Origin of the sequence: Prevotella sp. kh1p2, from assembly GCF_900111525.1 — a bacterium.
GTDB lineage: Bacteria > Bacteroidota > Bacteroidia > Bacteroidales > Bacteroidaceae > Prevotella.
Genome location: NZ_FOHY01000006.1, coordinates 124058 through 148871, shown reverse-complemented (window position 1 = coordinate 148871; position 24814 = coordinate 124058). Strand labels below are relative to the sequence as shown.

The following is a 24814-nucleotide window of genomic DNA, read 5'->3' as shown; positions in this document are numbered from 1 at the left end:
TGACAGCAGGAGCGGGGCATGCAGAGTACAGGGCTACTCCTTCACCTCCCAAATGTCGTTGGTCTCGAGCAGTTCGGTAAAGTTGTGGTAGGTTTTCTTGGCCTTCACCTCCTCTATCTGGGCGTTCACGGCCTCGTCGTAGGTAGGTGCCTCCACGTCGCGGATAACGCCCAGGGCCACGGGGAAGCCGTGCTCGTTGTCCATCATGGCGAGCTTGAGCTGCAGGGTGTTGTCCTCGCAGTGGCTGTCGTGTATGAGGATGTCGCCCAGGGTCACGCCGTTTTCGCCTATCTTGACCACTTTCAGGCCGAAGCCTTGCTGCATGAGGCCGTACTCGTTGTGCTCACCGAAGACCAGCGGTTTGCCGTCTTCCACGTATATGGCGTTGGTCTTGCGGCCGTCGCGGGTGTAGATGGGGTCGTAGGCGCCGTTGTTGAAGATGACGCAATTCTGCAGTATCTCGCATACCGAGGCGCCTTTGTGCCGGTAGGCGCGCTTGAGCACCTCGATGGTTGAGGGCCCGTCGTTGGCTACGGCGCGTGCAAAGAAGTGGCCGCGGGCACCGAAGCAGAGCTCTGCCGGGCGGAAGGGGTCTTCCACCGTGCCGTAGGGCGACGACTTGCTCACGAACCCGCGCGGGCTCGTGGGCGAATACTGGCCCTTGGTGAGGCCGTAGATGCGGTTGTTGAGCAGCACCATGTTGAGGTCGATGTTGCGCCGCATGGCGTGGATGAAGTGGTTTCCGCCGATGGCGAGTCCGTCGCCGTCGCCGCTTATCTGCCACACGGCGAGGTCCGGATTCACCACCTTGGCGCCCGTGGCCACAGCTGCGGCGCGGCCGTGGATGGTCTGCATGGCGTAGGTATTGGTGTAGTAGGGCAGGCGGCTGGAGCATCCGATGCCGCTGATGACGGCCGTCCGGTAGGGCGGTACGCCCAGTTCGGCCATTGCCTTGTACAGGCTGGCCAGGAAGAAGTGGTCTCCGCATCCCGGACACCAGCGTGGCTGGCCTTTCTTGTATTCTTGTGCTGTATATTCGTTCATGATGTTTTCCTTTCCCTGTTGATGGTTATACGATGTTGTCTCGGTAGGTTTTCTTGGCGCTTCGGTTGTCATCGGTCATGATGATGTTCTCGAATTGGGCCACGAGTTCACGCACTACGAAAGGCTGACCCTTTACTTGGTTGTACTGGTAGGGGGCGAAGTTGTTGATGCGAATGCGCAGCAGGGCGGCCAGCTGACCGAGGTTCTGCTCGGCCACCACCACCTTGGGGTAGCTTGTGAGCACGCTGGCCACGTTCTTGGGCAGCGGGTTGATGTACTTGAGCTGTGCCAGCGCCACCTTGTGGCCTTTGGCCCGCAGCGCCTCCATGGCCGTGAAGAGGTGGCCGTAGGTGGAGCCGAAGCCCACGATAAGCAGCTCGGCATCGTCTGCATCGCCCTGAACCTCCACGTCGGGCACCTTTATCTTGGCCACTTTCTCGTAGCGCAGGTGGTCCATCTTGTCGTGGTTTTCGGGCTCGGTAGATATGGCTCCGGTCTCTCCGTCTTTCTCCAGCCCGCCCAGAATGTGCTCGTAGCCTTCCTGTCCGGGCACGGCCCAGTAGCGTGCCTGCGTCTCCGGGTCGCGTGCATAGGGCGTGTACTTGTACTTCTGCTCGTGAGTGGCGTAGTGGGGGTGTATCTCCGGCAGCTCGTCAATGTTGGGTAAGCGCCATGCAGCGGAGCCGTTGGCGATGAAGGCGTCGGTGAGCAGCGTTACCGGAGTGAGGTGTTCGAGGGCTATCTTGGCTGCCATGAAGGCCGCGTCGAAGCAGTCGGTGGGGCTTGTGGCGGCTATGACGGGCATCGGACTCTCGCCGTTGCGGCCGTAGAGGGCCTGCAGCAGGTCGGTTTGTTCGCTCTTGGTGGGCAGTCCGGTCGATGGTCCGCCGCGCTGAACGTCGATAACCACGAGCGGTAACTCGTCGATTACGGCCAGGTTAATGGCCTCCGACTTTAGGCAGAGGCCCGGTCCGGAGGTTGAAGTTGCGGCCAGTGCGCCCGCAAAGGCGGCTCCCACGGCGCTGGCGCAGGCCGATATTTCGTCCTCGGCCTGCACGGTGATGACGTTGCACGACTTGTGTTTCGACAGTTCGTGCAGAATATCAGTGGCCGGAGTGATGGGGTATGAGCCCAGGTAGAGCTTCAGTCCGGCCTTCTCGGCGGCCGCTATGAGGCCGTAGGCGGTGGCCTTGTTGCCCGTTATGTCCATGTACCGGCCGGGCTGCTTTACCTTGGAGTCTATGCGGTAGGTGGCCGGCACGCTGGCGTGTACGTTGTGTCCGTAGTCGTAGCCGGCGTTAACAACCTTGATGTTGTTCTCTGCTACCTCCGGTTTACGGGCGAACTTCTCGCGCAGGAAGTTCTCAACCAGCGACAGGTCGCGGTTGAAGAGCCAGCACACGATGCCCAGCGCGAACATGTTGCGGCACTTGAGCACGGCTTTGTTGTCCATTCCGCTGTCGGCCAGGCAGCTTTTCACCATCTTCGTTATGGGGCAGGCAACCACGCAGTCGGGGTCTATGCCGAGCTCCTTCAGGTAATCGTCGCTGGTAATCTCGGCCTTCTTCAGGTCAGCGGGGCCAAAGCTGTCGGTGTCGATGATAATCGTTGCCTGCGGCTTGGCGTACTTGTACTGCGTCTTGAGCGCTGCAGCGTTCATGGCCACCAGCACGTCGCAGCGGTCGCCCGGCGTGTAGACGCGGCCCTGGCCAATGTGAACCTGGAACCCGGAGACGCCCGTCAGCGAGCCTTGCGGGGCGCGGATGTCGGCCGGATAGTCAGGAAACGTAGAGATGCCGTTACCCACCGTTGCAGAAATAGTTGAGAAGATGTTTCCGGCGAGCTGCATTCCATCGCCGGAATCTCCTGAAAAGCGAACCACGACTTGGTCGAGTTGCTTGACTTCCAATTCGTCAGCCATTGTTTTCTCGGTTTTTATCTGTTTGATTAGATTAGGTGCAAAGAAAGCAAATAAAAACGAGACAGCAAAATGTTTTCACTAAAAAAAGCGCCCCGCCCCCATCCGGCATCAGGCTGGAGCGGGCGGAGCAAGGAACGCGAAAGCCTCCTCCGGCACCTTGAAAGGATAGCAGGAGGAGGCCGAGAAGTTATTTCTGCCTGCCTTGCAGGCGCAAAAGCTGATGGCAGGAGCGTACTTTAGTAGTTGATGAACGGATAGAAATTCGGATTGCCAGACTTGCCATAGCTGGATATACTGAATTTTTCAGGGTACCAACTGATGGAAGCATAGCTTTCTCTTGATGTTTCTGTACTGGATGTTCCACTGCCTACATTAGAATAGTAGGTGCTTTGATAGCCAACTTGCAGGAAGCCCGCATTGAGCAGCTCGCCATGAAATGCAACATCCCAATTGTTAGGATATGCTCCTGAATAATTCGGATGGCTGGCTGCTTCGTCGTAACTGCCGCCTCCGAGGCCGGTTATCAGATACATGAGTTGGCCTATGCTGGGGGCAAACCAGCGCTTGTTCTCCAGTCCACCTGTGAGTTCTACGCCCGGGTCAAAGTGCGCAGCACCGTAAAAAGCGGGAAATCTTTCTTTCTCGTTAGCCTTTACGGTCACGCCGTCAAGGCTGCCGCTGGGCTCCCAGGTGTATTTCTCTCCATCCATGTCGGTGAGACTTTCAGCCAAAGTTGTTACGAGTCGGTAGTTGCTTTGTTTATAGTTTTCGCTACCGCTGCACCAGAAACGCAACTCTTCTTTCTTCAAAGCGCAGGCCAATCGTTTGCTTCTGCTCACCACGATGCCCACAGGCGTCTTGTCCGCATTGGCCGACAAGCGCCCTACGGTGCCGTCGCTGTAGAGGTAATAGAAATCGTATTTCAGCTTCACGTTGACCAGATACGAGCCGTTCTGCTCCATTTGCAGGGCCGGTTCGGGATTGAGTTCTATTGTTTTTCCTGCCAGTTCCTTGAAGTAGTAGTTACCACCGGTAAAGCTGAGTTTCAGCTTGGAACCATCGGTACCTGCCATGAAGTACTGATAGCTGTTGCTTACGGAAGTAAATTTCGAAGCCTGAAGGATGTCTTTCTCATTCAGCGGGAACTCGTATTCATCGGTAGCGAGCGGTCCGTTCGTGTAGGAATAAGTACCTGTCAGCATGTCGTAAGTAGCTGTAGCGGGTGCGGCGTCATCGGAAGATACGGTTGCCTTGATGGCGTTGTGCATGGCCATGTAGCCTGTTAGCTTAATACGCATGCGGGCGCCGGCGTGCTTCATGGTGAATGTCACCTGCTGTTTCTCGCCCTTTACCGCAACATTGGTAACGCGGCCAATGAGTGCTTCGCCTGCGTCGGCACGCTCCACGGTCAGCTGGTCGCCGCTGCGCGTAACCTTGTCGTTGTAACAAACGAAGTCGTAGGTGCCCGGCGTGAGCTGGATAGCGGGGTTGCTGCTTGTTGCAGTGAATGTTCCGCCGGCCACGGTGCCCGTCACCTCGCCTTTCATTACGCCGTTCTGGTAAGCTACCATGGTGTAGGTGCCATTATTCATGGAGCGCGTGGCGGCCTTTGACTGTGCGGGAACGGCCTCTGTGTCGCGCTGTACGGTAACCTCGGCAAACAGATCGTTGCCCAGTTCTACGGTCTCCGTAGCTGTTGGTTGTACAGCTGCAGCGGCGCGGGTGCCCGTTACTTCGATGTCTTCACCATAGTCGGCAAAGTCCAGTTTGAATTCTATACCGCTGGCCATGTCAATCTTTGCGTTGGTTGCAGCGTCCGAGCTGTCGTCGTTGGAGCAGCCGGCAAGAATGGCTCCTCCTGCAAGCATGAGGCAGGCAGAGCGTAGGAATGATTTTAAGTAAGTTCTTCTCATTTTGTTGTTTTCTGTTTTTCTTTTCTCGTTCGTTTAAAAACAGGAGGCGGGAAACATGTTCTTTTGCAGGTTTCTGTAACTCCTATGGCTGTTGTTTAGGGTTCTTCGTTTGCCCAGGGATTAACTTTTCCAGGCGCAACGTCATCGTCCCCGCCAAGGTAACCGGTACCTCCTTCGTGGCTGGTTTCCCCGTTCCAGCCCTCGCTACCACTTCCATTGGCGTTCGGAGTTACCGAAGTACAAATAAAACTTTCCGTTTCAGCGCGCATGATATAACATTGAGGCGTTACGTACTCTGCGTAATTTTTTTCTTGTCGTTTTGTAATCATCTCTTTTTGTTTTAGATTTTTGATAGTATGAGGATATGTCCGACAAATTGAGAACGGCGTATGACCATCCGTTCTGTCGGCTGTCGGCATACCTATATAATAAAACTCTCTAACGCGTTAATATAATGTGTATTTGCAGCAAATATAGTTTAAATATTTATACGGACAAAGTATTTTAACTAAAATAAATATTTTAATTTGTGCAATGGTTTGCAAAAGCATTGTAAAAATAAAGCACCAAAGGCATTGCAAATGCCGTGTACATGGCGATTACGGCGTATGTAAGGTTTTTGGAGATGTGTTTCTTCGGTGTTGAAGGATAGGATCAGGAACTTTCGACACGTGTCGCATACGAATTCGACAGGTGTCACACAATCGTGCGACACGTGTCGAAAGTTCCCGAAGGTATTCTTCAGCAACCCCGGAGGGCGGGAGAGTGAAGACGGAGCGGGACTTGCAGTGAGGGTTCAGAGCTGCACCAGCTCCTTCCACTTGGCCGGCAGGCGGTCAGGGGCAACGTGTTGCAGCACCGGGTTGAGGCTGCCGCCCTGCACGCGCCACAGGGAGTAGAAGGTTGACTGGTGGACGTCGTACTCCACGGAGGCCATCTCCGTGAGCTCAAAGCGGCGGTTGGCGTACACGTAGAGGCGCCAGGCGTACTCGGCGGCCGACACGCGCTGGCGCGAAACTATGCAGCGGTACTTCTCGCTGACCAGTGGGTTGCCGATGTCGCGGAACGTGGGTTCGGGGTTGAACCGGTGCAAGGCGCTGTCCCACAGGTAGCAATCGTAGTACTGTACGCCCTGGTTTCCGTACGAGCCAAGCGATATGAGAAGGTCCGGGTTGTTGTCGAAGTTCACGTCGCGGTAGGTTATCTTGCCCGCATCTTCAGGGTTCACGGGCTCGTCATCCCATCGGAAGGCGTGGTCGATGTTCTGTATGAGCTGTCCGCCTTGGCTCACTTCCAGCCGCATGACCGACGGCAGACGGCGGCCGGTGGTCTGCTCGTATTTGGTGTCGGCTATCCTCACGGCCGGCGGCAGGGGTTCGGCTGCGGCCGAGTCGGCGGCAAACGGCGCCACTTCTGCCGGCTTGGGAGCCTGCGGGCGGCATGCTGCCAGGAGGCAGCAGGCAAGCATGAGTGTCCAAATGTTTTTCATCTGCGTTTGGTGTAGCTATGTGGTGGTTATTCTGTCTCGTTGTACTCCCAGCCCCAGGGGAAGCGTTCGCTGCGCTTGCCCAGTTCGTTCTTGAGGTCGAAGGGGCTGTAACCCCTGGCCTGCAGCCAGCTTACGGCCTGCAGGGCGCGGGCGTGGAAGTCGGCATAGTCTTTCCTGCTTTGCGGCGTCCAGCCGTCTTCGGCCACGGCGAGCATGCGCGGATACATCATGTGTTCGGCGTGGCTGGGCGTTTCAACGAACTCTGTCCAGAGGTTGCCCTGCACGCCTATCACGGCTCCCGAGTTCTCCGGGTCGGGGTCGAAGCTGTAAGTCTTCTCCAGAGGAACGTAACCTCCGATGGCGCGAGGTTCGGTTTTGTACTCGTCCTGATAGTAATCAAGGTAGCAGTAGGCCGTGGGCGACATGATGACCTTGTTGCCCCGGCGGCGTGCCTGCTCGGCTGCAGCGCCCGTGCCGCGCCATGACATGATGACGGCAGTCTGCGATATGTCGCCTTCGAGCACCTCATCCCAGCCTATCATGGTGCGGCCGTGGCGGTTGAGGAAGCGCTCCATGCGCAGCATCATGTAGTTCTGCAGCCCTGCCACGTCGGCAATGTGCTCGCGGGCCATGCGCTCCCGGCATAGCGGGCAGGCTTCCCAGCGGCTGCGCACGGCCTCGTCGCCGCCCATGTGTATGTAGCGGGAGGGGAAGATACGCATCACCTCGCGCAGTACGTTCTCGTAAACGGTGAAGCTCTTCTCGTTGCCTATGCAGAGTTCGGAGCTGGTGAAGCCCGTCTGCCCGGGGCAGGCCAGCTCCGGAAAGGCCCAGAACACCTCGCCGTTGTGGCCCGGAACGTCGAACTCGGGCACTACTTCCATGTGGTGGATGGCGGCATATTCCACGATTTCGCGGGCGTCGCGCTGCGTCAGATAGCCGCCGTAGGCGCCCGGAGTGTCCGCTGTACAGTAGATGCGCGTTTCGGGTCGGCGGTGCCACTGCTCCCAGTCGGAGGCCGTGCGCCAGGCGGCCTTCTCGGTCAGTTGCGGGTATTTCTTGATTTCGAGGCGCCATCCGCCGTTGTCGGCCAGGTGCAGATGCAGCACGTTAATCTTGTATCGGGCCAGCGCCCGGATTTGTTTCTTGATGAAGTTCTTGTCGAAGAAGTGGCGCGCTATGTCGAGTTCGAACCCGCGCCAGGCAAAACGCGGCTCGTCGCTCACCTCCGTACAGGGCACGCTCATGGTCTCTCCGCGCTGTGTACCCAGCTGGAGCAGCGTCTGGAAGCCGTAGAAGAGGCCTGCCGAGGTGTTGGCCCTGATGGTTGCTCCTTGCGGGGTAACGCTCAGGCGGTAGGCTTCGGGGTTGGCGGTATCGGAGAGCGGCGTCTTGATGAGCCTCAGGGTGCCTTGCTCATCGCGTGCGCGGCCCTTGGCAAAGGTAAGGGGCAGCGTGGCGAGATAGGCCCTGAAGTGGCGGCGCTCGCGGCCTTTGAGGTTGGTGTAGAGACGGGTTGCGGCCGAAAGGTCGAAGGTTCCTTGCCGCGCTTCCTGCCGTACGGGAGCAGGAATTACCTGTGCCGTGGCCTTGTGCGGGCCCAGGCAGAGCAGCAGGAGGAGCAGAGCAGCGGTTGCTGACTTCAATTTTTTCATGTTCAGGTCTTGTTTTTGGCCCCGCGGGGCATCATAGGTACAAAGGTACGATTTATTTTCCAAACCGTGCACATCGGGCGGCGGAAATCTCGCCTCGGGGCAGAAGTCGGTGCCGACGACCCGTTTCCGGCGTCTCACACGGGGCGCCCGGGGAGCTTGAAACTATCCTTCGGGAACTTTCGACACTTGTCGCACATGAATTCGACAGTTGTCACACAATCGTTCGACACCTGTCGAAAGTTCCCGCTTCATGCTTCCGGCGCCCTTGCTTGCCGGCTTTCTCACCCCGGCTGCACGCTGGCTGCACTGCGGCAGCTGGCCGGCGGACGCGAGTGGGAAAATGTGAAATTCATTTGGATGTTCGGAAATTCCTCTGTATCTTTGCATAAGATATAGACAACAAATCATAAACAAATCGAAATGGAAAAGCTGATTATCAATTCCTACGATGAGTTCGCCGCCCACCTCGGCCAGCAACTCGGCACCTCGGAGTGGCTCACGGTAGACCAGGAACGCATCAACCTCTTTGCCGACGCTACGCTCGACCACCAGTGGATACACGTTGACACGGCGCGGGCCAAGGCCGAAAGCCCCTACAAGAGCACCATCGCGCACGGCTACCTCACGCTCTCGCTGCTGCCCTATATGTGGGGACAGATTATCGAGGTGCACAACCTGAAGATGATGGTGAACTATGGCATGGACAAGATGCGCTTCGGCAAGCCGGTCATCACGGGCAGCCGCGTGCGCCTGGCGGCCACACTGCAGGCGATAGAGAACCTGCGCGGCATCTGCAAGGCACAGATAAATTTCGCCATCGAGATAGAAGGAGACCGCAAGCCGGCACTCGAGGGCGTGGCAACTTTCCTCTACTATTTTGAATGAACATACCCATCAAAAGGCGAAAGGGCTGAAGATGAAGGAAGAACAGATACTCATCCGCATTACCGGACAGGACAGGCCGGGGCTTACGGCATCGGCTATGGAGATACTGGCAAAGTACGATGCCCAGATACTCGACATCGGTCAGGCCGACATACACGCCACGCTCTCGCTCGGAATCCTTATCCGCATCAACGAGCGTAACTCCGGTCAGGTCATGAAGGAGCTGCTTTTCAAGGCCACCGAGCTGCAGGTAAACATCGGCTTCTCGCCCGTTGGCGACGCTGAATACGAAGACTGGGTGAACCGGCAGGGCAAGAACCGCTACATCCTCACCGTCATCGGGCGCAGCCTCTCGGCCCAGCAGATAGCCGCGGCCACCAAAATCATAGCTGAGCAGGGGCTCAACATCGACTCCATCAAGCGCCTCACGGGTCGGCAGAGCATCCTGCACCCGGAGCGGAACGTGCGCGCCTGCATCGAATTCTCACTGCGCGGAACGCCTACAAACACTGAAGACATGCAGGCGGAGCTGATGAAGTTGGCGCAGGAACTGGGCATCGACTTCTCTTTCCAGCGAGATGACATGTACCGAAGGATGCGCCGTCTCATCTGTTTTGATATGGACTCAACACTCATACAGACCGAGTGTATAGACGAACTGGCCGAACGCGCCGGCGTGGGTGCACAGGTGCGGGCCATTACGGAGCGCGCCATGAGGGGCGAGATAGACTTTCGCCAGAGCTTTACCGAGCGCGTGGCACTGCTCAAGGGGCTCGATGCAGGGGTGATGCAGGACATAGCCGAGCACATGCCTATTACCGAGGGCGTGGACCGACTCATGGCCGTGCTCAAGACGAGTGGCTACAAGATAGCCATCCTCTCGGGCGGTTTTACCTACTTCGGCGAGTTTCTGCGCAAGAAATACGGCATCGATTACGTGTATGCCAACGAACTGGAGATAGACGAGGAGGGCCGACTGACCGGCCGGTACATAGGCGAGGTGGTCGACGGACACCGCAAGGCAGAGCTGCTGAGGCTCATTGCGCAAGTTGAGAAGATAAACCTTGCCCAGACCATTGCCGTGGGCGACGGCGCCAACGACCTGCCCATGATAAGCGAGGCGGGCCTCGGCATCGCCTTCCATGCCAAGCCCCGCGTGGTAGCCAACGCGCAGCAGAGCATCAACAGCATGGGGCTTGACGGCGTGCTCTACTTCCTCGGCTTCAAGGACTCATACCTGGGCGACCTGATGAAGAACGCCTGAGCCGCGCTCCTCCTCATCACCTATCACCCACCACCTAACACCCATTCACCCATCCGTTTATCACCTATCACCCACCACCTAACACCCACACCAACCAATGAACAGCAAACGTCCACTCGACCCATATTTTGAAGAGGTAGCCCAGCAAACTACACTCAGCGAAGAAGATGAAAAGAAGCTCGCCGAACGCATCCAGGCAGGCGACGACAGCGCCGTAGGAAAGCTGGCACAGGCCAACCTGCGCTATGTTATTTACGTGGCCAAGCAGTACCGCGACCGCGGTCTGCCGCTCGAAGACCTCATCAGCGAGGGCAACGTAGGCCTGCTGAAAGCTGCCGGCAAGTTTGATGCAGCCCGCGGAACGCGCTTCGTCAGCTTCGCTTCCACTTACGTGAGGCAGGCCATCGAGGCCGCCATCGACCAGCAGGTAGGGCTCTACCACGTGCCGCAAGGCGAGAGAACCAACGCCAACGAGAAGCAGAAGATGCCCCGCTCCATCGAAGCGCCCATACCGGAGGGCAGCCACAACACCATCAGTCTGTTGCATGTGCTGGCCGATAAGGATGCCCCGCAGGCCGACGAGCAGCTGAGCCGCAGCATGGACAGCGAGCTCGTGGCCCGCCGACTGGACCGGCTCGACGAGCGTGAGCGAGCCGTCATCACCGCCATTTACGGCATCGGAACCGACCGTCAGACTATGGCAGAGATTGCGGGAGCCACCGGAATGAAGCGTGAACGTGTGCGGCAGATACGCGACAAGGCGCTGAGAAAGCTGAAGAAGGAGAAATAAAACCTCCCCCGACCCCTCCGAAGGAGGGGAGGGTTGTGGCTGAATACAAAATGAGAACGCACCATCCGTAACGAGCGGATGGTGCGTTCTCGTTACAATGCCTTGTCGGCAAGAACCAGGCGGCGGCCGAGTTCGTAGGCTTTCTGCAAGTCGCGAGGGAACTCGTTGGCCTTACGGGCGGCCTTGCGGGGCTCGTTGAGCTGGGCCGTTTCGTAGCGGCTGTAGTCGTTGAACTGGTAGGTATCGAGCGAGCAGAGCGTCTCCGTGGGGCCGAATATGCCCAACTGGCGGGCGTTCTCACCCAGAAGCACGTCGTAGCCTATCTGCTTGTAGACTTCTTCTGACGGACAATTCATCGTGTAAATGGTCGCACTGCGCAGCTGCTTGTGCACAACAGGATGCTGATAGTCGGAATAGTTGACGGCCGGAAACACCAACCGCTCCATGAAACCGCGCAACATGGCCGAGGGATAGCTGCAATACACGGGCGAACCTACTACCAGTACATCGGCCTCCACGGCCTTGGCAAGCACCTCGTGCAGGTCGTCCTTGTAGGAGCACAGGCCCGTGTTCTTGCCCTTGAGCTTGCAGGCAAAGCAGCTCATGCAGCCCCGGTACTTCACGTCATATAGGTTAATGAACTCCGTTTCGGCACCGGCAGCCTGCGCGCCTTCCATGGCTTTGAGCAGCAGTTGTGCCGTGTTCTTGTTCTTCCTGGGGCTGCCGTTGATGAACAGCGCCTTCTTCTTGCTTGTTTCCATTCTGTTTTTGTATGATAATCAGTTTACTTTCTTGCCGCGCCAGTAGGTGTTGAAGCTGTCTTCTGCATAGCCCCTGCCCGTCACTCTGAAGCGGAGGGCGCAGCGTATAAGGGTTGTCGGGATAGCGACAGGTTGCCTAACGCCCGTTTGCCGGTTTGTCGTTACGAGCCCAAAGATACGCATTTCTGCCGAAAAAGCCGCCATCCTGATGCCTGAAAAATGTATCTTCGACCCAACAAAAAGCCCCGCCGGGCTTCATGCTTGCGGCAGAAGCGAGGCGGGGCAGGGATGTACTGGTTCTGTTTTTTGCTTCATCAGGCTTGAGGGGAGCCTATTTCTGGGCCGTCATCACAAACGGAACGCCGTTTTGCAGGTAGCTCATGGGCTGGCCGTCTACATAGATGTCGGCCTCCACAATCTGCATTTGCAGCGTCTTGTCGCCGTTGATGAGGTGGCCGAAGGAGTAGTTGCTGTTGATGAAGAAGGCCACCTGAACCTTGTGCGGGGTGCCGTCGAGGGTGAGTTCGAGCTGCGGCGGGGTTGGATTAATGAGGAAACCGGCGGGCGAAACGCTGTAGAAGCCGATGCTGCACTTGATGTCCTGCGGAGCTGCAGCTGCCAGTGCCTGCTTTACCTTGTCGTTGGTTACGTACTCGGCCAGCAGGTCCATGGGGAACTGGTGTATGGTCATGGCGTCCTGAGCGGTAATGCTCCAGCTGATGTCTCTCGTCTGCGGCTGCCCTGTTCCGGGCGTTCCTTCCTTCTGCGGAACAGTGAGCTTGCCGTTGTAGTCGCCCTTCACGGCGTTGAAGGCAGTCTCTTTTTCCTGTTGGGTGAGCTGATGTACCTCGTCATCGTCGTCGCACGAGGCGAATGTAAACCCTAACACGGCCACGCAGGCCATAGCCGCGGTAATGAATTTAAGTCTTTTCATGTCTGTTTGTTCTTTAAAGTTTCTGTGTTTAAAATGCGCGTTTGGCCAAATCCTTGCTTCATTTTTATCTAATAAAAGTTAAAGTCTGCGTTCCCGGGCAAGTTTTCCCATGCGTCTGACATTTATAAGGCAGAAGTACGTTAATATAAAGGAGAAGAATATGAAATACCTGAAGATGATGGCACTGGGCATTGCCGCCCTTGCCGCAACCATGAGTTTACAGTCGTGTCTCGATGATGACGACGACGAGAACAACGCCCTCTACTACCCCAATGCCGTGGTAACGCTCAAGCCGCAGCCATCGGGGCTGCTCCTGCAGCTGGACGACAGCACCACCCTGTGGGCCGTCAACATGAAGCAGTCGCCCTATGGCAGCAAGGAACTGCGGGCCTTCGTCAACTACCGGGAGCCCAAGGAAAGCGAGCAGGTGCCCCAACAGGGAACGGCCAAGAATGTGTTTGTGAACTGGATTGACACCATCCGCACCAAGCCGATGGCTGCCGACATGGGCGCACAGAACGCTGCCACCTACGGCACCGACCCCGTTGAGATTGTAAGAGACTGGGCTACGGTGGTGGAAGACGGATACCTCACCATCCGCTTCCGCACCTACTTCGGCAACGGCAGCACGCATGTGCTCAACCTGGTCAGGGGCAGCAGTCCCTACGAGGTGGTGCTGTACCACGATGCCAAGGGCGATACGGGCGGCCGTACGGGCGACGGCATGATAGCTTTCCGCCTCAACGACCTGCCCGATACGCATGGCCAGACGGTTGACCTGACGCTGAAGTGGGAGTCGTTCAGCGGCCCGAAGAGCGCTACCTTCAAGTATCGCTCGCGGTAAACGCCAAAAAGCAAGAAGAGAGACAGCAACAAGGAACCGGGAGGATGGCGGCAAGCCGGCCTCCTGGTTTTAAACAACATGAAATCAGGTTCACTGACGGAGCAGCGCCTCGTGCGCCAGATGGCAGAGGGAAAGGCCTCGGCCATGAACGAACTGTACGACAGGTACGCCGGTTATCTGACTGGTGTAGGCTCCCGTTATGTCTCTGCCGACGACGACCTGAAGGACGTTTTGCAGGAGAGTTTCATCAAGATATTCACGCGGATAGGTTCATTCAGCTATCGCGGCGAGGGCTCGCTCAAGGCCTGGATGACGCGTATCGTGGTGAACGAGGCGCTTACCTTCCTGCGCCGGGAGGCTGCATCGGGGCTTGTGAGCACCGAAGCTGAACTGCCCGACACGCCCGACGAGGAGCCCGACGTGGACAACCTGCCGGCCGAAGTCATCCTGCGGCTGCTGCGCAGGCTGCCACCCGGCTACCGGGCCGTGTTCAACCTCTACGTCATGGAGGGCAGGAGCCATCGCGAAATAGCACAGATGCTGAACATCAAGCCCGACACTTCGGCCTCTCAATTCCACAAGGCAAAGAACCTCTTGGCACGTATGATAAAGGAGTATAACAACAAGGAGTAACAGAGATGAAGCAAGAATGGATAAAGAACATGCACGACCGCATGCAGGACTACGAACGGCAAGCCCCCGAGGGGCTGCTTTCCGACGTGCAGCGTGAGATGGCACGCCGTGGCGCGGTTCCCGTCCGGCCTGCCCGCCGCACGGCTGTGTGGCCGTGGGTGAGGCGTGGCGCGGCGACAGCAGCCGTGGTGGCAGCCGTGGCGTGGCTGCTCACGGGCCTCCCCCTGCGCCACGACCAGCCGGCCGAAGTGGCGCAGCGCCCGGGCGGTTCCGCAGCTCCGTCGGTTCCGCAGGCCGCTGATGTCCCGGCTCCCGTACAGCTTCCGGCCTACGAAACGGCTGTGGGCACGCCGCGGCAGCTGGCTGCCGCGACCGGCGGAGAACATCCGTCTGCCGCCGAACACATTGCGGCGGTACTCGCGCCATCGGTCTCCGACAGTCTGCCGGCATGCTCGGAACCCTCCGTTACGCCTGTTCCCAGGCAGGAGACCCTGCCCCGTCAGACCCGGAAACAGCACCGGGACGGATGGTACCAGGATGCACCCGCCCTGCTGCCTACTGCCCGCAACGCTGCTGCCGGCCCCTCCCGTCTCTCTGTGGGTGCCGGTTATGGCGGCGTGATGGCGGGCACCAATGGGGCCGCACAGGGCGTGCTGCTGGCTGCTGCCGACCCCTACGGCGCCTACACTGCCGACATGTCGGGCCGCGGACACAATGCACTGCTCTTTGATGCTGAACCCTCCAGAACCGAGACCCACCACCGCCAGCCCGTGCGGGTGGGCGTATCGGTAGGCTATCGGCTCACCAACCGCTGGAGCCTACGCAGCGGCGTGGACTACAGCAGGCTGTCTACCGACATCACGCGCACCAACGGCACCGAGAGCCAAACGACCCACCAGCGGCTGCACTACGTGGGAGTGCCGCTCTCGGCAGCCTACAGCTTGTGGCATGGCGGCCCCCTGCACGTTTACGTGAGTGCAGGTGGCGAGGTGGAAAAGCTGGTGAGCGGCAAGGCCGAAACGGTCCGCTCGGTCAGGGGCGAGCCCAGGCAGGCCACCTCGGAGAAGGTAACGGAGGGCCGTCCGCAGTTCTCTGCCACCGCTGCTGCAGGCATTGAGTACAAGGCCACGCCCTTTCTGGGCCTGTACGCGGAGCCCGGCGTGAGCTATCACTTCAACAACGGCAGCGGCGTGAGCAACCTCTACAAGGACCGCCCCACCAGTTTCAGCCTGCAGGTGGGCGTGAGGATAAACGTAAAATAAGCCAAACAAGAGTGTCTGTGAGCCCCGGGAGCAAGTCCGAATGCTTCCGGGGCTCCTGCGTAAAGGGGGTTACGGGCCGTGGGCAGGCAGCTGTTTCAGCCTCTAACGCAAGTTGCAGATAATCAGCTCCTTACAAGCACACTTGCCGGAGCTATGCTTCAAGCCCGTTGAGTGGCATCTTCAACAGGCTTGAAGCTATCCTTCGGCGGGCTTGAAAGGCACCTGCTGCTTTGCTGTTTGTGAGCGGCTGGTTTTCAGATGGCTGAAGATAGACCCCTCGTTGAGCTTTTCTCCCTTTTCTCCCATTTAGGTACAACATCCCGTTCGGGGGCCTACCCCGGCCCTCCCGAAAGGAGGGAGCAAAGCAATATGTAAGAGGTAGATAAGAGGAAAGGCTGTTGTTTTTGTCTCGTTTCAATCCATACGATAAATACTCCCTCCCTTCGGGAGGGCTTGGGTGGGTTTTTCCTCCCCTTGGAAAGGGGAGGTTAGGAGGGGATGATACCATCAGCTGCATTGCCAATTCCTGCTACCAGGTCATCCCCTCCTCCGCCTCCCCTTTCCAAGGGGAGGTTACCGGTTAGCCTTGTCACTAATCGTTGCTTGCTCATTCCTACAAACAAGCAAACCTACAGCAGCTGAAAAATTACTCTGTTACTTTGTCTTTAAAAACCAGCAACTAACCAGCAGGAAGCCGGTAGCAGCGTTTCCTCCCCTTAGAAAGGGGAAGTTAGGAGGGGATGATTTCTTCCTCAAGGTGGCAAGTTGTAGCTTTCAGGTCATCCCCTCCTCCGCCTCCCCTTTCCAAGAGCAGGTTACCGGTTCGTTTTACAGGTAGTAATGAAGTGTGAACAAATAACCTGCGGAAGTTGGTGGGCATACAGAATAATTTCTTACCTTTGTGGTTATTGATGCTGACAGTAAGTTTTTGGAAATGAGAAACCATGTAACTAACAAACCAAAACGCAGGAAAACGATAGCTTGCCCGTTGCTGTGCGTGCTCGCGGCAGTGTGCATGCTGGGTTGCGGAGGGCGCAGGGAAGCCTCTCCGCAGGTGAGAAAAACTGCCGTGCAGGTAGCCCCGAAGGTGAGCCGCGACACGCAGCAGGTGGTCAAGAAAAAACCGCTGATGGCCATGACGGATACGCTGCCCTTATCTGATTATAACAATAACCGCCACGAAATCTACGGACAGTGGTGCACGCCCCATGCCGCGCCCTTGCAGATACGCTTCTTCCGCGACAACAGCTTCGCCTTTTATCTCTACGACGATGAGGACTCCGTGAGCTACGGAACGTTCGACCTGAAGGGCGAGAAGCTGACACTTCACTTCCTGGCCGGTACATCGCTGAGGCTTAAATTCAACGACCCGTGGGGCGGGGACCCGCAGGCAGACTATTACATCACCAAGGGCCATAAGCGCAACTGGGAATACTACTTCGTAAAAAGCGATAATCCGGGGTAGGAAACGCAATAGGACGGCGGGGCTGCCCGATTGCCGAAACAATTTAGTACCTTTGCAGCACAAGAACTGACAGAACCCGATAAACATGACGAAACTCAGAAAACTGATGGTTGCCGGCGCCCTGTGCCTGCTCCTGCCGGCCCATGCACAGCTCTCGCGGCAGGAGGCCGAACAGGCTGCACAGCAAATCAGACAGGCGTGGATGGCCAGAACGAAGGCCAAGTACGAGCAGGTGTACAAGTACAAGGTGATTTATCACGGCGACCGAAAGATGGACCTCTTCTGGACCGTTTACGGCAACAAGCCGGCCGACGGCCGCTCGCTCTACATCTCATTGCATGGGGGAGGGGGCGTGCCGTACGAGGACAACATGTTCCAGTGGCGCAACCAGTGGAACCTCTACACACCCAAGGAGGGCGTGTACGTGGCTCCCCACTGCCCTGTGAGTGCCTGGAACATGTGGTGCCAGGCCGATGCCGACGCGTATTATGCCGACATCATCAAGATGGCTGTTACGTGGCTGGACGTTAATCCGGACAAGGTGTACCTGCTGGGTTACTCGGCCGGAGGCGATGGTGTGTGGCGGATGGCGCCGCGAATGGCCGATGCGTGGGCGGCGGCATCCATGATGGCCGGCCATCCGGGCGACGTTCGGCTGGAGAACCTGCGCAACCTGCCCTTCATGATATGGTGCGGTGCCAACGACAGCGCTTACAACCGCAACCGCCTCTGCGCAGAACGCATTGCGCAGATGGACTCGCTGCAGCGGCAGGACGGCGGGGGTTACCGTCACGAAGGCCACATCATGGCCGGCAAGGGGCACTGGATGGACCGTGCCGACACGGCTGCCATAGACTGGATGGCACAGTTCAGGCGCACTGCCTGGCCGCACCGGGTGGTGTGGCACCAAGCTGCAGAGGCGCGTCCTTACTTCTACTGGCTCGGTGCTCCGCGGCAGGAGCTGGCCCGGGGCAAAGAAGTGAGGGCCGAAATCAAAGGACAAACGGTAGAAATTGAGCGTTGCGACTACTCAAGACTGTGCATTTACCTGAACGACGAGATGCTGAATTTGGACAAGCCCGTAACGGTTCGCTACCGCGGCCGCCAGCTTTTCAAGGGCCGCCTGTACCGCACGGCCACGCTGCTGCGCGAAACGCTGCGCCGGCGGGGCGACCTCCGCTACAGCTTCCCCGCAGTGGCAGAGGTAACGATACCGGTATCGGGCGCCGAAAAATAATCCATCCGGAGCCCGCGCTCGCCGGCTGCGGACCCGCAAACAAAAAGAAGAAGGAAGAGTGCAGCGTGCACCCTTCCTTCTTCTTTGCTTGTCCTCCCCTCCCTTGTGGAGAGGTTGGAGGTAGGTTTTTGCTTAGTATTTCTTGCTTTCCTGCAAGTACAGCTCCGGCCAGAGATGCTTGGCGTAGGTCCAGCCCTTCATCTGGTAGAAGTCGCGCATGTGGTTCACACGCTTCAGGAAGTCCTGGTAGTTGCGCTTGCCGGCCTGCATCCACTGTATTTCAGACAGTGCGCTCATGCGCGGAAGCACCTGATATTGCACGAGGTTTGTGCTGCCTATGTACTCTGTCCACAAGTTGGCCTGCACGCCGATGATGCGGGCAGCGGTGGCGGCATCGGCACCTGCCGGCACCGGCTCAAAGGAGTAGCTCTTCTCAATGGGCAGGTTTCCGCCTATGAGCAGCGGTTCGTTGTGCGTCTTGGCGGTCTGGTAGTAGTCAAAATACAAGTAGGAGTTGGGGCTCATGATAACATTGTGGCCCAGCTTGGCGGCCTCCGCGCCCGGTTCTGCACCGCGCCAGGACATGATGGTGGCACTGTTGTCGACGTCGCACTCCAGGAGTTCGTCCCATCCTATGAGCTTGCGGCCCTTGCTCTCGAGGTATTTCTGCACCTCGGTGGCAAAGTATCCCTGCAGCCGGGCTTCCTTGCTCTGCCTGCCTTTGGCCGTTATGCCCTTCTGGGTTATCATGGCTTGGCACTTGGGGCACTGCTCCCAGCGCACGCGTGGGCTCTCGTCGCCTCCTATATGGATGTATTCAGAGGGGAAGAGGGTGCAGACTTCGTCGAGTACTCCTTTCACAAAGTCGTACGTTTTGGGGTTTCCGGCGCACAGAATCTCGCTGTACACGCCCCAGTAGTGGCCCACCTCGTAGGGTCCGCCGGTGCATCCCAGCTCGGGATAGGCGGCCAGCGCGGCCTGCATGTGGCCCGGCATGTCGATTTCGGGGATGATGGTAATGTGGCGTTCGGCGGCGTATTTCACCACGTCACGTATCTCTTCCTGTGTGTAGAAGCCGCCGTAGCGCAGCCCGTCGTCAACATCCGAGTTGTGTCCCATTACCGTTCCGCTGCGCCATGCGCCCACTTCGGTCAGCTTGGGGAATTTCTTTATCTCGATGCGCCAGCCCTGGTCGTCGCTCAGATGCCAGTGGAAGCGGTTCATGTTGTGCAGTGCGATGAGGTCGACGTATTCCTTCACGAACTCTACCGGGAAGAAGTGACGGGCGCAGTCGAGCATCATGCCGCGGTAAGCGAAGCGTGGAGCGTCCGTGATAACTACTGCCGGCAGGTTCACTGCTGCGCTCTGGGCCAGTATGGGCAGCGATTTGCGGAGCGTCTGCACGCCGTAGAACACGCCTGCAGGTGTCTGTCCGGCCACGGTAACGCCCTTGGCATTAACGTTGATGGTGTACCCTTCGGGGTTCTTAACCTTCTTGTCGAGCGTCAGGAACACGTTGCCGCGGCCGGCCTTGGCATTGCCCGCGCGGGTTGATAGCTGCAACTTGCTCACTTCGGCCACGTACTGGGCCAGGAAGTTGGCATCGGCTGCCAGCGCTGCATCGCCGTAGACGATGGCTTTGCTGCCATCGAGAACGAAGGCGCCGCCCTTCTGCAGGCTGACGGTTTGCGGCAGAGGCACTACGTTGTAGTCGGCATCGGCAGCGTTGATGTGGAGTGTCGCCATGGCGATAAACAATAAAAGAAGTATTCGTTTCATAGGTTTATGGATTGATGTTAATAGATGTTCTTGTCTTCCAGATCCCATCCCATGATGGCGGACACCTGCGGAATGAGCGTCATGGCTATCTTCCGCTGCCCCTGATAGTTCGGATGCCAGTCTGCACCGTAGTCATGACCGCGCTTGATGATATCGGGCATGGGCTCTGCAAAGTGTATGTTCTTGTCTTGCATGGTGAGTCGGCGCAGCTCCTGGAGGGCTGTGAGCAGGTAAGGCTTGGCCGAGAAAGGCGTTATACAGAGCACCGGAACGTCGCCATAGTGGCTACGGACGAGGCTGATGAGCTTGAGGTAGTTGCCCGTATATTGCTCTACGGAGGGCGCGATGATGGTAGAAAAGTCGTTGGTGCCTAAGTTGATGAGCACCAGCGAGGGCTTGTAGGCCTTGAAGTCGTAAGGAATGGAGTCGTGCTCGTCAAGGAGCAAGGCCGAACGAACGAGCATATTCTTGGGCGATACCTGCGCTTTGTAGCCGTAGTTGCGCACAATACCCATGCCGCTGTGGGCAGTCAGGGCATAGTCTGCATTAAAGTAACGGGCTATGATGCAGCCATAAGCGCGGTTGCAGTTCTCTGTCCAGGGCTTGAAGCGTTCTTCGGCGCTCTTTGCCTCGGTGCCGTAGCCGCAGGTGTAGCTGTCGCCAAACACCTCGATGAAGCGTTCCCGCCTCGCCACCGGCTTCATGCTGCCGCCCCGGTTGAGGTAGAAGCCGTGGATGGTGGTAAAGCCGTACTCGCCCTCTGTGGCCTTCTGCAGGCGCAGGCGGTGCGTACCGCGGCTCAGTCCTTCGGCCAGCAGCACGCTGTGAGGCTGCTTGCCGTACACCTTTATTTTACGAACGAGCTTGTCGTCTATGAACACGTTGTGGTAACTTGTATCCGCTTCGCTGATGCAAACGGCAATGGCGCCGCCCGTGAAGTCGGTCTGCACGTACACTCCAGTCCAGTCGTAAGTCACCGATCCGTCAGCGTTGTGCAGCACGCGGCCCGTATAGGAGGCCCCGTCGCGCAGCAACCGGCCTTCGTCAATTTTGCCGGCAAACGTGCTCAGTGACAGCATCAGGACTGCCAAGAGAAAGGAATATCGTTTCATGTCATTTGATTTTAGCTGTGCAAAAATACGCTTTTTATTTCAATTTATCAAGATTTATGGGTACTTTTGCGTACATCTAACGCGTTTTTAAGCAATGAGAGAAATCCGCAAAGCTACCACGGCAGACTGCCGACTGATACACCACATGGCCTCGGAGGTGTTTCCCCGCACCTATGCCGGCATCATCTCGCCCGAACAGATAGCGTTCATGATGGACTGGATGTACTCCGTCAGCAGCCTCGAAAGCCAGATGGCGGAGCAGCACCACACCTATCTGATAGCCTCGGAGGATGGAAGAGAGACGGGCTACGTATCCGTCCAGCCCGTTGATGACGACGTCTGGGAGCTGCAGAAGATATATGTGCTGCCGTGGGCGCAGGGCTCCGGCACCGGCCGGTACCTCTTCGAGCAGGCCGTGAAGTATGTGAAAGAGTGCCATCCGGCCCCACTCAAGATGGAGCTGCACGTGAACCGGAACAATCCGGCCATAGGTTTCTACGAGCATCTGGGCATGCACAAGGACCGTGAAGGCGACTTCGACATCGGCCACGGCTTCTATATGAACGACTACATCATGGCGATGAACATATAAATAAGGTGTAACCCATGCCCTTACCCTTGCTCCTTACGCCCCTTAGAGGTAAGATTACAGCATTAAAACCAATATAAAATGAAACTTAACCAACTACTTGGCACGGCAGCGTTCGTGCTCTCCATGCTTACGGTACAGCCGCTATCGGCCCAACAGAAGCAGCCGGTTGACTACGTGAACCCCTACATCGGCAACATCAGTCACCTGCTGGTGCCCACGTTTGCTACCGTGCAGCTGCCCAACAGCATGCTGCGCGTGTATCCGGCACGGGCCGATTACACCACAGAACTTGTCAACGGGCTGCCCGTTATCGTAACTAATCACCGCGAGCGGTCGGCCTTCAGCATCACTCCCTATCAGGGGCAGCAGCTCCAACCGGTAGTTCCGATGAACTACGACCACGAGAAAATCACCCCCTACGGCTTCGATATAGAGCTCAACGACAACCAGCTGGCCGCCCACTATGCCCTCTCCCACCAGAGTGCCATGTACACCCTCGACTTCCGGCAGGGCCAACCCGTGTACGTGCTCATCAACTCGCAGAAGGGCGCCATTGCCATCAGCGGCAACAGCGTGAGCGGATATCAGGAGGTGTACGGCAACACGCGCGTCTATCTTTATGCCGAAACGGAGCAGCAACCCGTTGAGAGCGGCATCCTGAAGGATGGCCACATGAGCGCCGACAAGCAGGCCCGGGGCGACAACTCCTGCGCCGTGCTGCGCTTTGCCGACGGCACCGGGCACGTTAACCTGCGCTACGGCGTCTCTTTCATCAGCGAGGAGCAGGCCCGCAAGAACCTCTACCGCGAGCAGCAAGGCTACAACCTGCAGAAGCTCCTGGCCGATGGAAGGGCCGAATGGAACACAACCCTCTCGGCCATTGACGTGGAGGGAGGCAGCGACAACCAGCGAACAGTGCTCTACACCTCGTACTACCGCACCTTTGAGCGCCCCATCTGCATGAGCGAGGACGGCCGTTACTGGAGCGCGTACGACGGAAAGGTGCACGCCGACGGTGGCCGCCCGTTCTATACCGACGACTGGATTTGGGACACGTACCGTGCCGCCCACCCCCTGCGCGCACTCATTCAGCCGCGCAAGGAGGAAGACATCATCGAGTCGTACCTGCTTATGGCCGAGCAGATGGGAACCGGATGGCTGCCCACTTTTCCCGAGGTGAGCGGCGACTCGCGCCGAATGAACTCCAACCACGGCGTGGCCATGATAGCCGATGCACTCTACAAGGGGCTCAAGGTTGACGCCAAGCGGGGCTTCGAGTACAGCCGCAAGGCCCTCGAGGAGAAGACTCTGGCGCCCTGGAGCGGCAAACCTGCCGGCTGGATAGACAGCTTCTACAAGCAGCACGGCTACATTCCGGCACTGCGGGAGGGCGAGGCAGAGACCGACCCCAACGTGAGCAGCTTCGAGAAAAGGCAGCCCGTGGCCGTTACCCTCGGCACGAGCTACGACGAGTGGGCACTCTCCCGCATTGCTGCCTTCATGGGTAAAAAGAAGGAGGCGGCCCGCTACGCCGCCCTGGGTTACAACTACCGCAACCTCTTCAACCCGCAGACGGCGTTCTTCCACCCCAAGGACAGCGAGGGCCGGTTCCTCGAACCGTTCGACTACCGCTTCTCGGGAGGCGTCGGAGTGCGTGACACCTACGACGAAAACAACGGCTGGACCTACCGCTGGGACGTACAACACAACGTGGCCGACCTCATCAGCTTGATGGGCGGACGCGAGCAGTTCGTCCGCAACCTGAACCAGACGTTTGCCGAACCCATGGGCCGCGGCAAGCGCGAATTCTACACCCAGCTGCCCGACCAGACCGGTAACATAGGCCAGTTTACCATGGCCAACGAGCCTTCTCTGCACATACCTTATTTATATAACTACGCAGGACAGCCATGGATGACGCAGAAACGCGTGCGCCAAGTGCTCAAGACGTGGTTCCGAAACGACGTGATGGGCATACCGGGCGATGAGGACGGCGGCGGCCTCACTGCCTTTGCAGTCTTCTCCTCCATCGGTTTCTACCCCGTAACGCCCGGCTTTCCGGCCTACAACATCGGCAGTCCGCTCTTCAGCCGCATCAAGGTGCGCCTGGGCAACGGCAGGATTCTGGAGATTGTTGCTAACGGAAACTCGGACGAGAACAAGTATATACAGAGCGCGACCCTGAACGGCAAGCCCTGGAACAAGCCCTGGTTCAGCCACGACGACATCAAGGACGGCGCCACGCTGGTGCTGCAGATGGGCCGCCATCCTAACAAGGAGTGGGGTGCCGACGCCCAGGCAGCGCCGCCCAGCGCGGGCGTAAAGTAGCTGCGCAGGCTGCTGCGGGAGTGCCGGCAGGGGCTGTTTCAACCCCCCGGTGGCACTCCCAGTGGCACCGCAGCTGCCCGGCCGGCCCGAAACCATACGCTATCACCTTATTTATATAGCCCCTTATGACCAAGCAATCCATTCTCCGAAAATCGAAGATTGCCGTAGTGGCACTCGTCATCTTCCACTTGCTGATGTTTGCCTGCATCTGGTTCTTCGCTTCAAAGTAACCTTCCCTTTCTTCGAGGGCACAGCAGGAGCACCCCCGCAGTCTACGTAACAGCCCATAGGTTCGCAGTTGTCGTTGCGGTACAGCTGCCAGGCATACCGCGCAAAGAACGGACATTGGAAGATGCCCTTGCGTTGGCGTGCCTTCTCGGCATAGGCTCTGGGGTTGCGCGGAACGGCCAGTCCGAAGACTGCACAGCCCCTCCTTACCAGCGTGGCGAAGCTGAGCGGCGACCCCATAGGGTCTCTCAGGCTGCCGTGTACAAAGGCCACGTGGGCCATTTCAATCAGGTCGAGCTTGGTGCCGCGCCAGTGCAGCCCCTCGCCCGGCGAGTGGCTGATAATGCGGCCATAGTCGGCAGCCATCTTCTTCATCACTTCTTTCTTGCGTTCAGGTTGTTTGTTCAGGTCGTCGTAGAATGTAAACTCTTCTTCCATTTTGTTCTTTTTATTAATAAGGTTATCGGTTTGCCGGCACCGTGCGTTTGCAGCAAGCGGCGCGGCGCCGGCGTGTTATCATGAAAACAGTCTGCTCATATCCGGCTGTCATCGGTTGCAAAGATACACGCCAGCCTGGCACAAAAAGTTCCATTTACGTTTTTAACAGTTAAAAGATATAGCTCCTGCGGGGCAGGATGAGGCCAGGGCCAGCGTAACTGCGTAATTCCTCTGCTGCTA

The 24814-nt window shown here is 57.9% G+C and carries 22 protein-coding genes; 10 read left to right on the top strand and 12 right to left on the bottom strand.

Features of this window, described 5'->3' with window-relative positions; all coding sequences use genetic code 11:
• Positions 1-33: 33 nt before the first annotated feature.
• The 6 genes from BMW31_RS05295 to BMW31_RS05275 form a co-directional block, all read right to left on the bottom strand.
• Complete coding sequence (locus BMW31_RS05295) at positions 34-1044, bottom strand: 2-oxoacid:ferredoxin oxidoreductase subunit beta (protein WP_091822087.1); 1011 nt, start codon at positions 1042-1044, stop codon at positions 34-36.
• Between the two features lie 25 nt (positions 1045-1069).
• Positions 1070-2965, bottom strand: coding sequence for a 2-oxoacid:acceptor oxidoreductase subunit alpha (locus tag BMW31_RS05290; RefSeq protein ID WP_091822084.1), 1896 nt, complete (start codon positions 2963-2965; stop codon positions 1070-1072).
• A gap of 236 nt (positions 2966-3201) precedes the next feature.
• A complete protein-coding gene (locus BMW31_RS05285) occupies positions 3202-4878 on the bottom strand; it encodes a fimbrillin family protein (protein ID WP_143049152.1) in 1677 nt (558 codons plus the stop codon).
• 95 nt (positions 4879-4973) lie between these two features.
• Complete coding sequence (locus tag BMW31_RS13265) at positions 4974-5207, bottom strand: hypothetical protein (protein WP_143049151.1); 234 nt, start codon at positions 5205-5207, stop codon at positions 4974-4976.
• A 467-nt stretch (positions 5208-5674) separates the two neighbouring features.
• Positions 5675-6367, bottom strand: coding sequence for an XAC2610-related protein (locus tag BMW31_RS05280; RefSeq protein WP_091822077.1), 693 nt, complete (start codon positions 6365-6367; stop codon positions 5675-5677).
• Between the two features lie 26 nt (positions 6368-6393).
• Positions 6394-8022, bottom strand: coding sequence for a beta-N-acetylhexosaminidase (locus BMW31_RS05275; protein ID WP_143049150.1), 1629 nt, complete (start codon positions 8020-8022; stop codon positions 6394-6396).
• Between the two features lie 420 nt (positions 8023-8442).
• Between BMW31_RS05275 and BMW31_RS05270 the strand changes: the two genes are divergently transcribed.
• The 3 genes from BMW31_RS05270 to BMW31_RS05260 all read left to right on the top strand — a co-directional run bounded on the left by BMW31_RS05270 (position 8443) and on the right by BMW31_RS05260 (position 10961).
• Positions 8443-8907, top strand: a complete 465-nt coding sequence (locus tag BMW31_RS05270) for a MaoC family dehydratase (RefSeq protein WP_091822072.1) — start codon at positions 8443-8445, stop codon at positions 8905-8907.
• A gap of 31 nt (positions 8908-8938) precedes the next feature.
• A complete protein-coding gene (gene serB / locus BMW31_RS05265) occupies positions 8939-10171 on the top strand; it encodes a phosphoserine phosphatase SerB (protein ID WP_091822069.1) in 1233 nt (410 codons plus the stop codon).
• A gap of 97 nt (positions 10172-10268) precedes the next feature.
• Positions 10269-10961, top strand: coding sequence for a sigma-70 family RNA polymerase sigma factor (locus BMW31_RS05260; RefSeq protein WP_091822066.1), 693 nt, complete (start codon positions 10269-10271; stop codon positions 10959-10961).
• Positions 10962-11053: 92 nt separating this feature from the next.
• Here BMW31_RS05260 and BMW31_RS05255 read toward each other — a convergent pair whose 3' ends face one another.
• From BMW31_RS05255 to BMW31_RS05245, 3 genes are all read right to left on the bottom strand, one after another.
• Entirely contained in the window at positions 11054-11722 is a 669-nt protein-coding gene (locus tag BMW31_RS05255) for a flavodoxin family protein (protein WP_091822064.1), read from the bottom strand.
• An 18-nt stretch (positions 11723-11740) separates the two neighbouring features.
• A complete protein-coding gene (locus BMW31_RS13410; RefSeq protein WP_177166275.1) occupies positions 11741-11905 on the bottom strand; it encodes a hypothetical protein in 165 nt (54 codons plus the stop codon).
• Between the two features lie 148 nt (positions 11906-12053).
• On the bottom strand, positions 12054-12656 hold the full coding sequence (locus BMW31_RS05245) for a DUF4840 domain-containing protein (RefSeq protein ID WP_091822059.1): 603 nt from the start codon (positions 12654-12656) through the stop codon (positions 12054-12056).
• Between the two features lie 160 nt (positions 12657-12816).
• Here BMW31_RS05245 and BMW31_RS05240 point away from each other — a divergent pair, with 160 nt between their 5' ends.
• From BMW31_RS05240 to BMW31_RS05220, 5 genes are all read left to right on the top strand, one after another.
• The gene (locus tag BMW31_RS05240; protein WP_091822138.1) at positions 12817-13500 is read left to right on the top strand and encodes a NigD1/NigD2 family lipoprotein; all 684 of its coding nucleotides are present in this window, start codon (positions 12817-12819) and stop codon (positions 13498-13500) included.
• Between the two features lie 78 nt (positions 13501-13578).
• On the top strand, positions 13579-14133 hold the full coding sequence (locus BMW31_RS05235; protein WP_091822056.1) for an RNA polymerase sigma factor: 555 nt from the start codon (positions 13579-13581) through the stop codon (positions 14131-14133).
• Positions 14134-14138: 5 nt separating this feature from the next.
• Positions 14139-15395, top strand: coding sequence for an outer membrane beta-barrel protein (locus BMW31_RS05230; RefSeq protein ID WP_091822053.1), 1257 nt, complete (start codon positions 14139-14141; stop codon positions 15393-15395).
• 934 nt (positions 15396-16329) lie between these two features.
• Entirely contained in the window at positions 16330-16860 is a 531-nt protein-coding gene (locus BMW31_RS05225; RefSeq protein ID WP_143049149.1) for a hypothetical protein, read from the top strand.
• A gap of 85 nt (positions 16861-16945) precedes the next feature.
• Positions 16946-18097 (top strand): alpha/beta hydrolase, encoded by a 1152-nt coding sequence (locus tag BMW31_RS05220; RefSeq protein WP_091822046.1) that lies wholly within the window; start codon positions 16946-16948, stop codon positions 18095-18097.
• A gap of 132 nt (positions 18098-18229) precedes the next feature.
• On the opposite strand, the gene BMW31_RS05215 is transcribed toward BMW31_RS05220, so the two are convergent.
• Together BMW31_RS05215 and BMW31_RS05210 are read right to left on the bottom strand one after the other, a co-directional pair.
• Entirely contained in the window at positions 18230-19876 is a 1647-nt protein-coding gene (locus BMW31_RS05215; protein ID WP_091822044.1) for a beta-N-acetylhexosaminidase, read from the bottom strand.
• Between the two features lie 17 nt (positions 19877-19893).
• A complete protein-coding gene (locus BMW31_RS05210) occupies positions 19894-20988 on the bottom strand; it encodes an SGNH/GDSL hydrolase family protein (protein ID WP_091822040.1) in 1095 nt (364 codons plus the stop codon).
• 94 nt (positions 20989-21082) lie between these two features.
• Here BMW31_RS05210 and BMW31_RS05205 point away from each other — a divergent pair, with 94 nt between their 5' ends.
• Together BMW31_RS05205 and BMW31_RS05200 are read left to right on the top strand one after the other, a co-directional pair.
• Positions 21083-21580: a GNAT family N-acetyltransferase gene (locus BMW31_RS05205; protein WP_091822037.1), complete on the top strand. Its 498-nt coding sequence runs from the start codon at positions 21083-21085 to the stop codon at positions 21578-21580.
• 78 nt (positions 21581-21658) lie between these two features.
• Positions 21659-23908, top strand: coding sequence for a GH92 family glycosyl hydrolase (locus BMW31_RS05200; RefSeq protein WP_091822034.1), 2250 nt, complete (start codon positions 21659-21661; stop codon positions 23906-23908).
• A 177-nt stretch (positions 23909-24085) separates the two neighbouring features.
• Here the strand turns inward: BMW31_RS05200 and BMW31_RS05195 are convergent, their stop codons facing one another.
• Positions 24086-24574, bottom strand: a complete 489-nt coding sequence (locus BMW31_RS05195; protein ID WP_091822032.1) for a hypothetical protein — start codon at positions 24572-24574, stop codon at positions 24086-24088.
• Positions 24575-24814 lie beyond the last annotated feature (240 nt).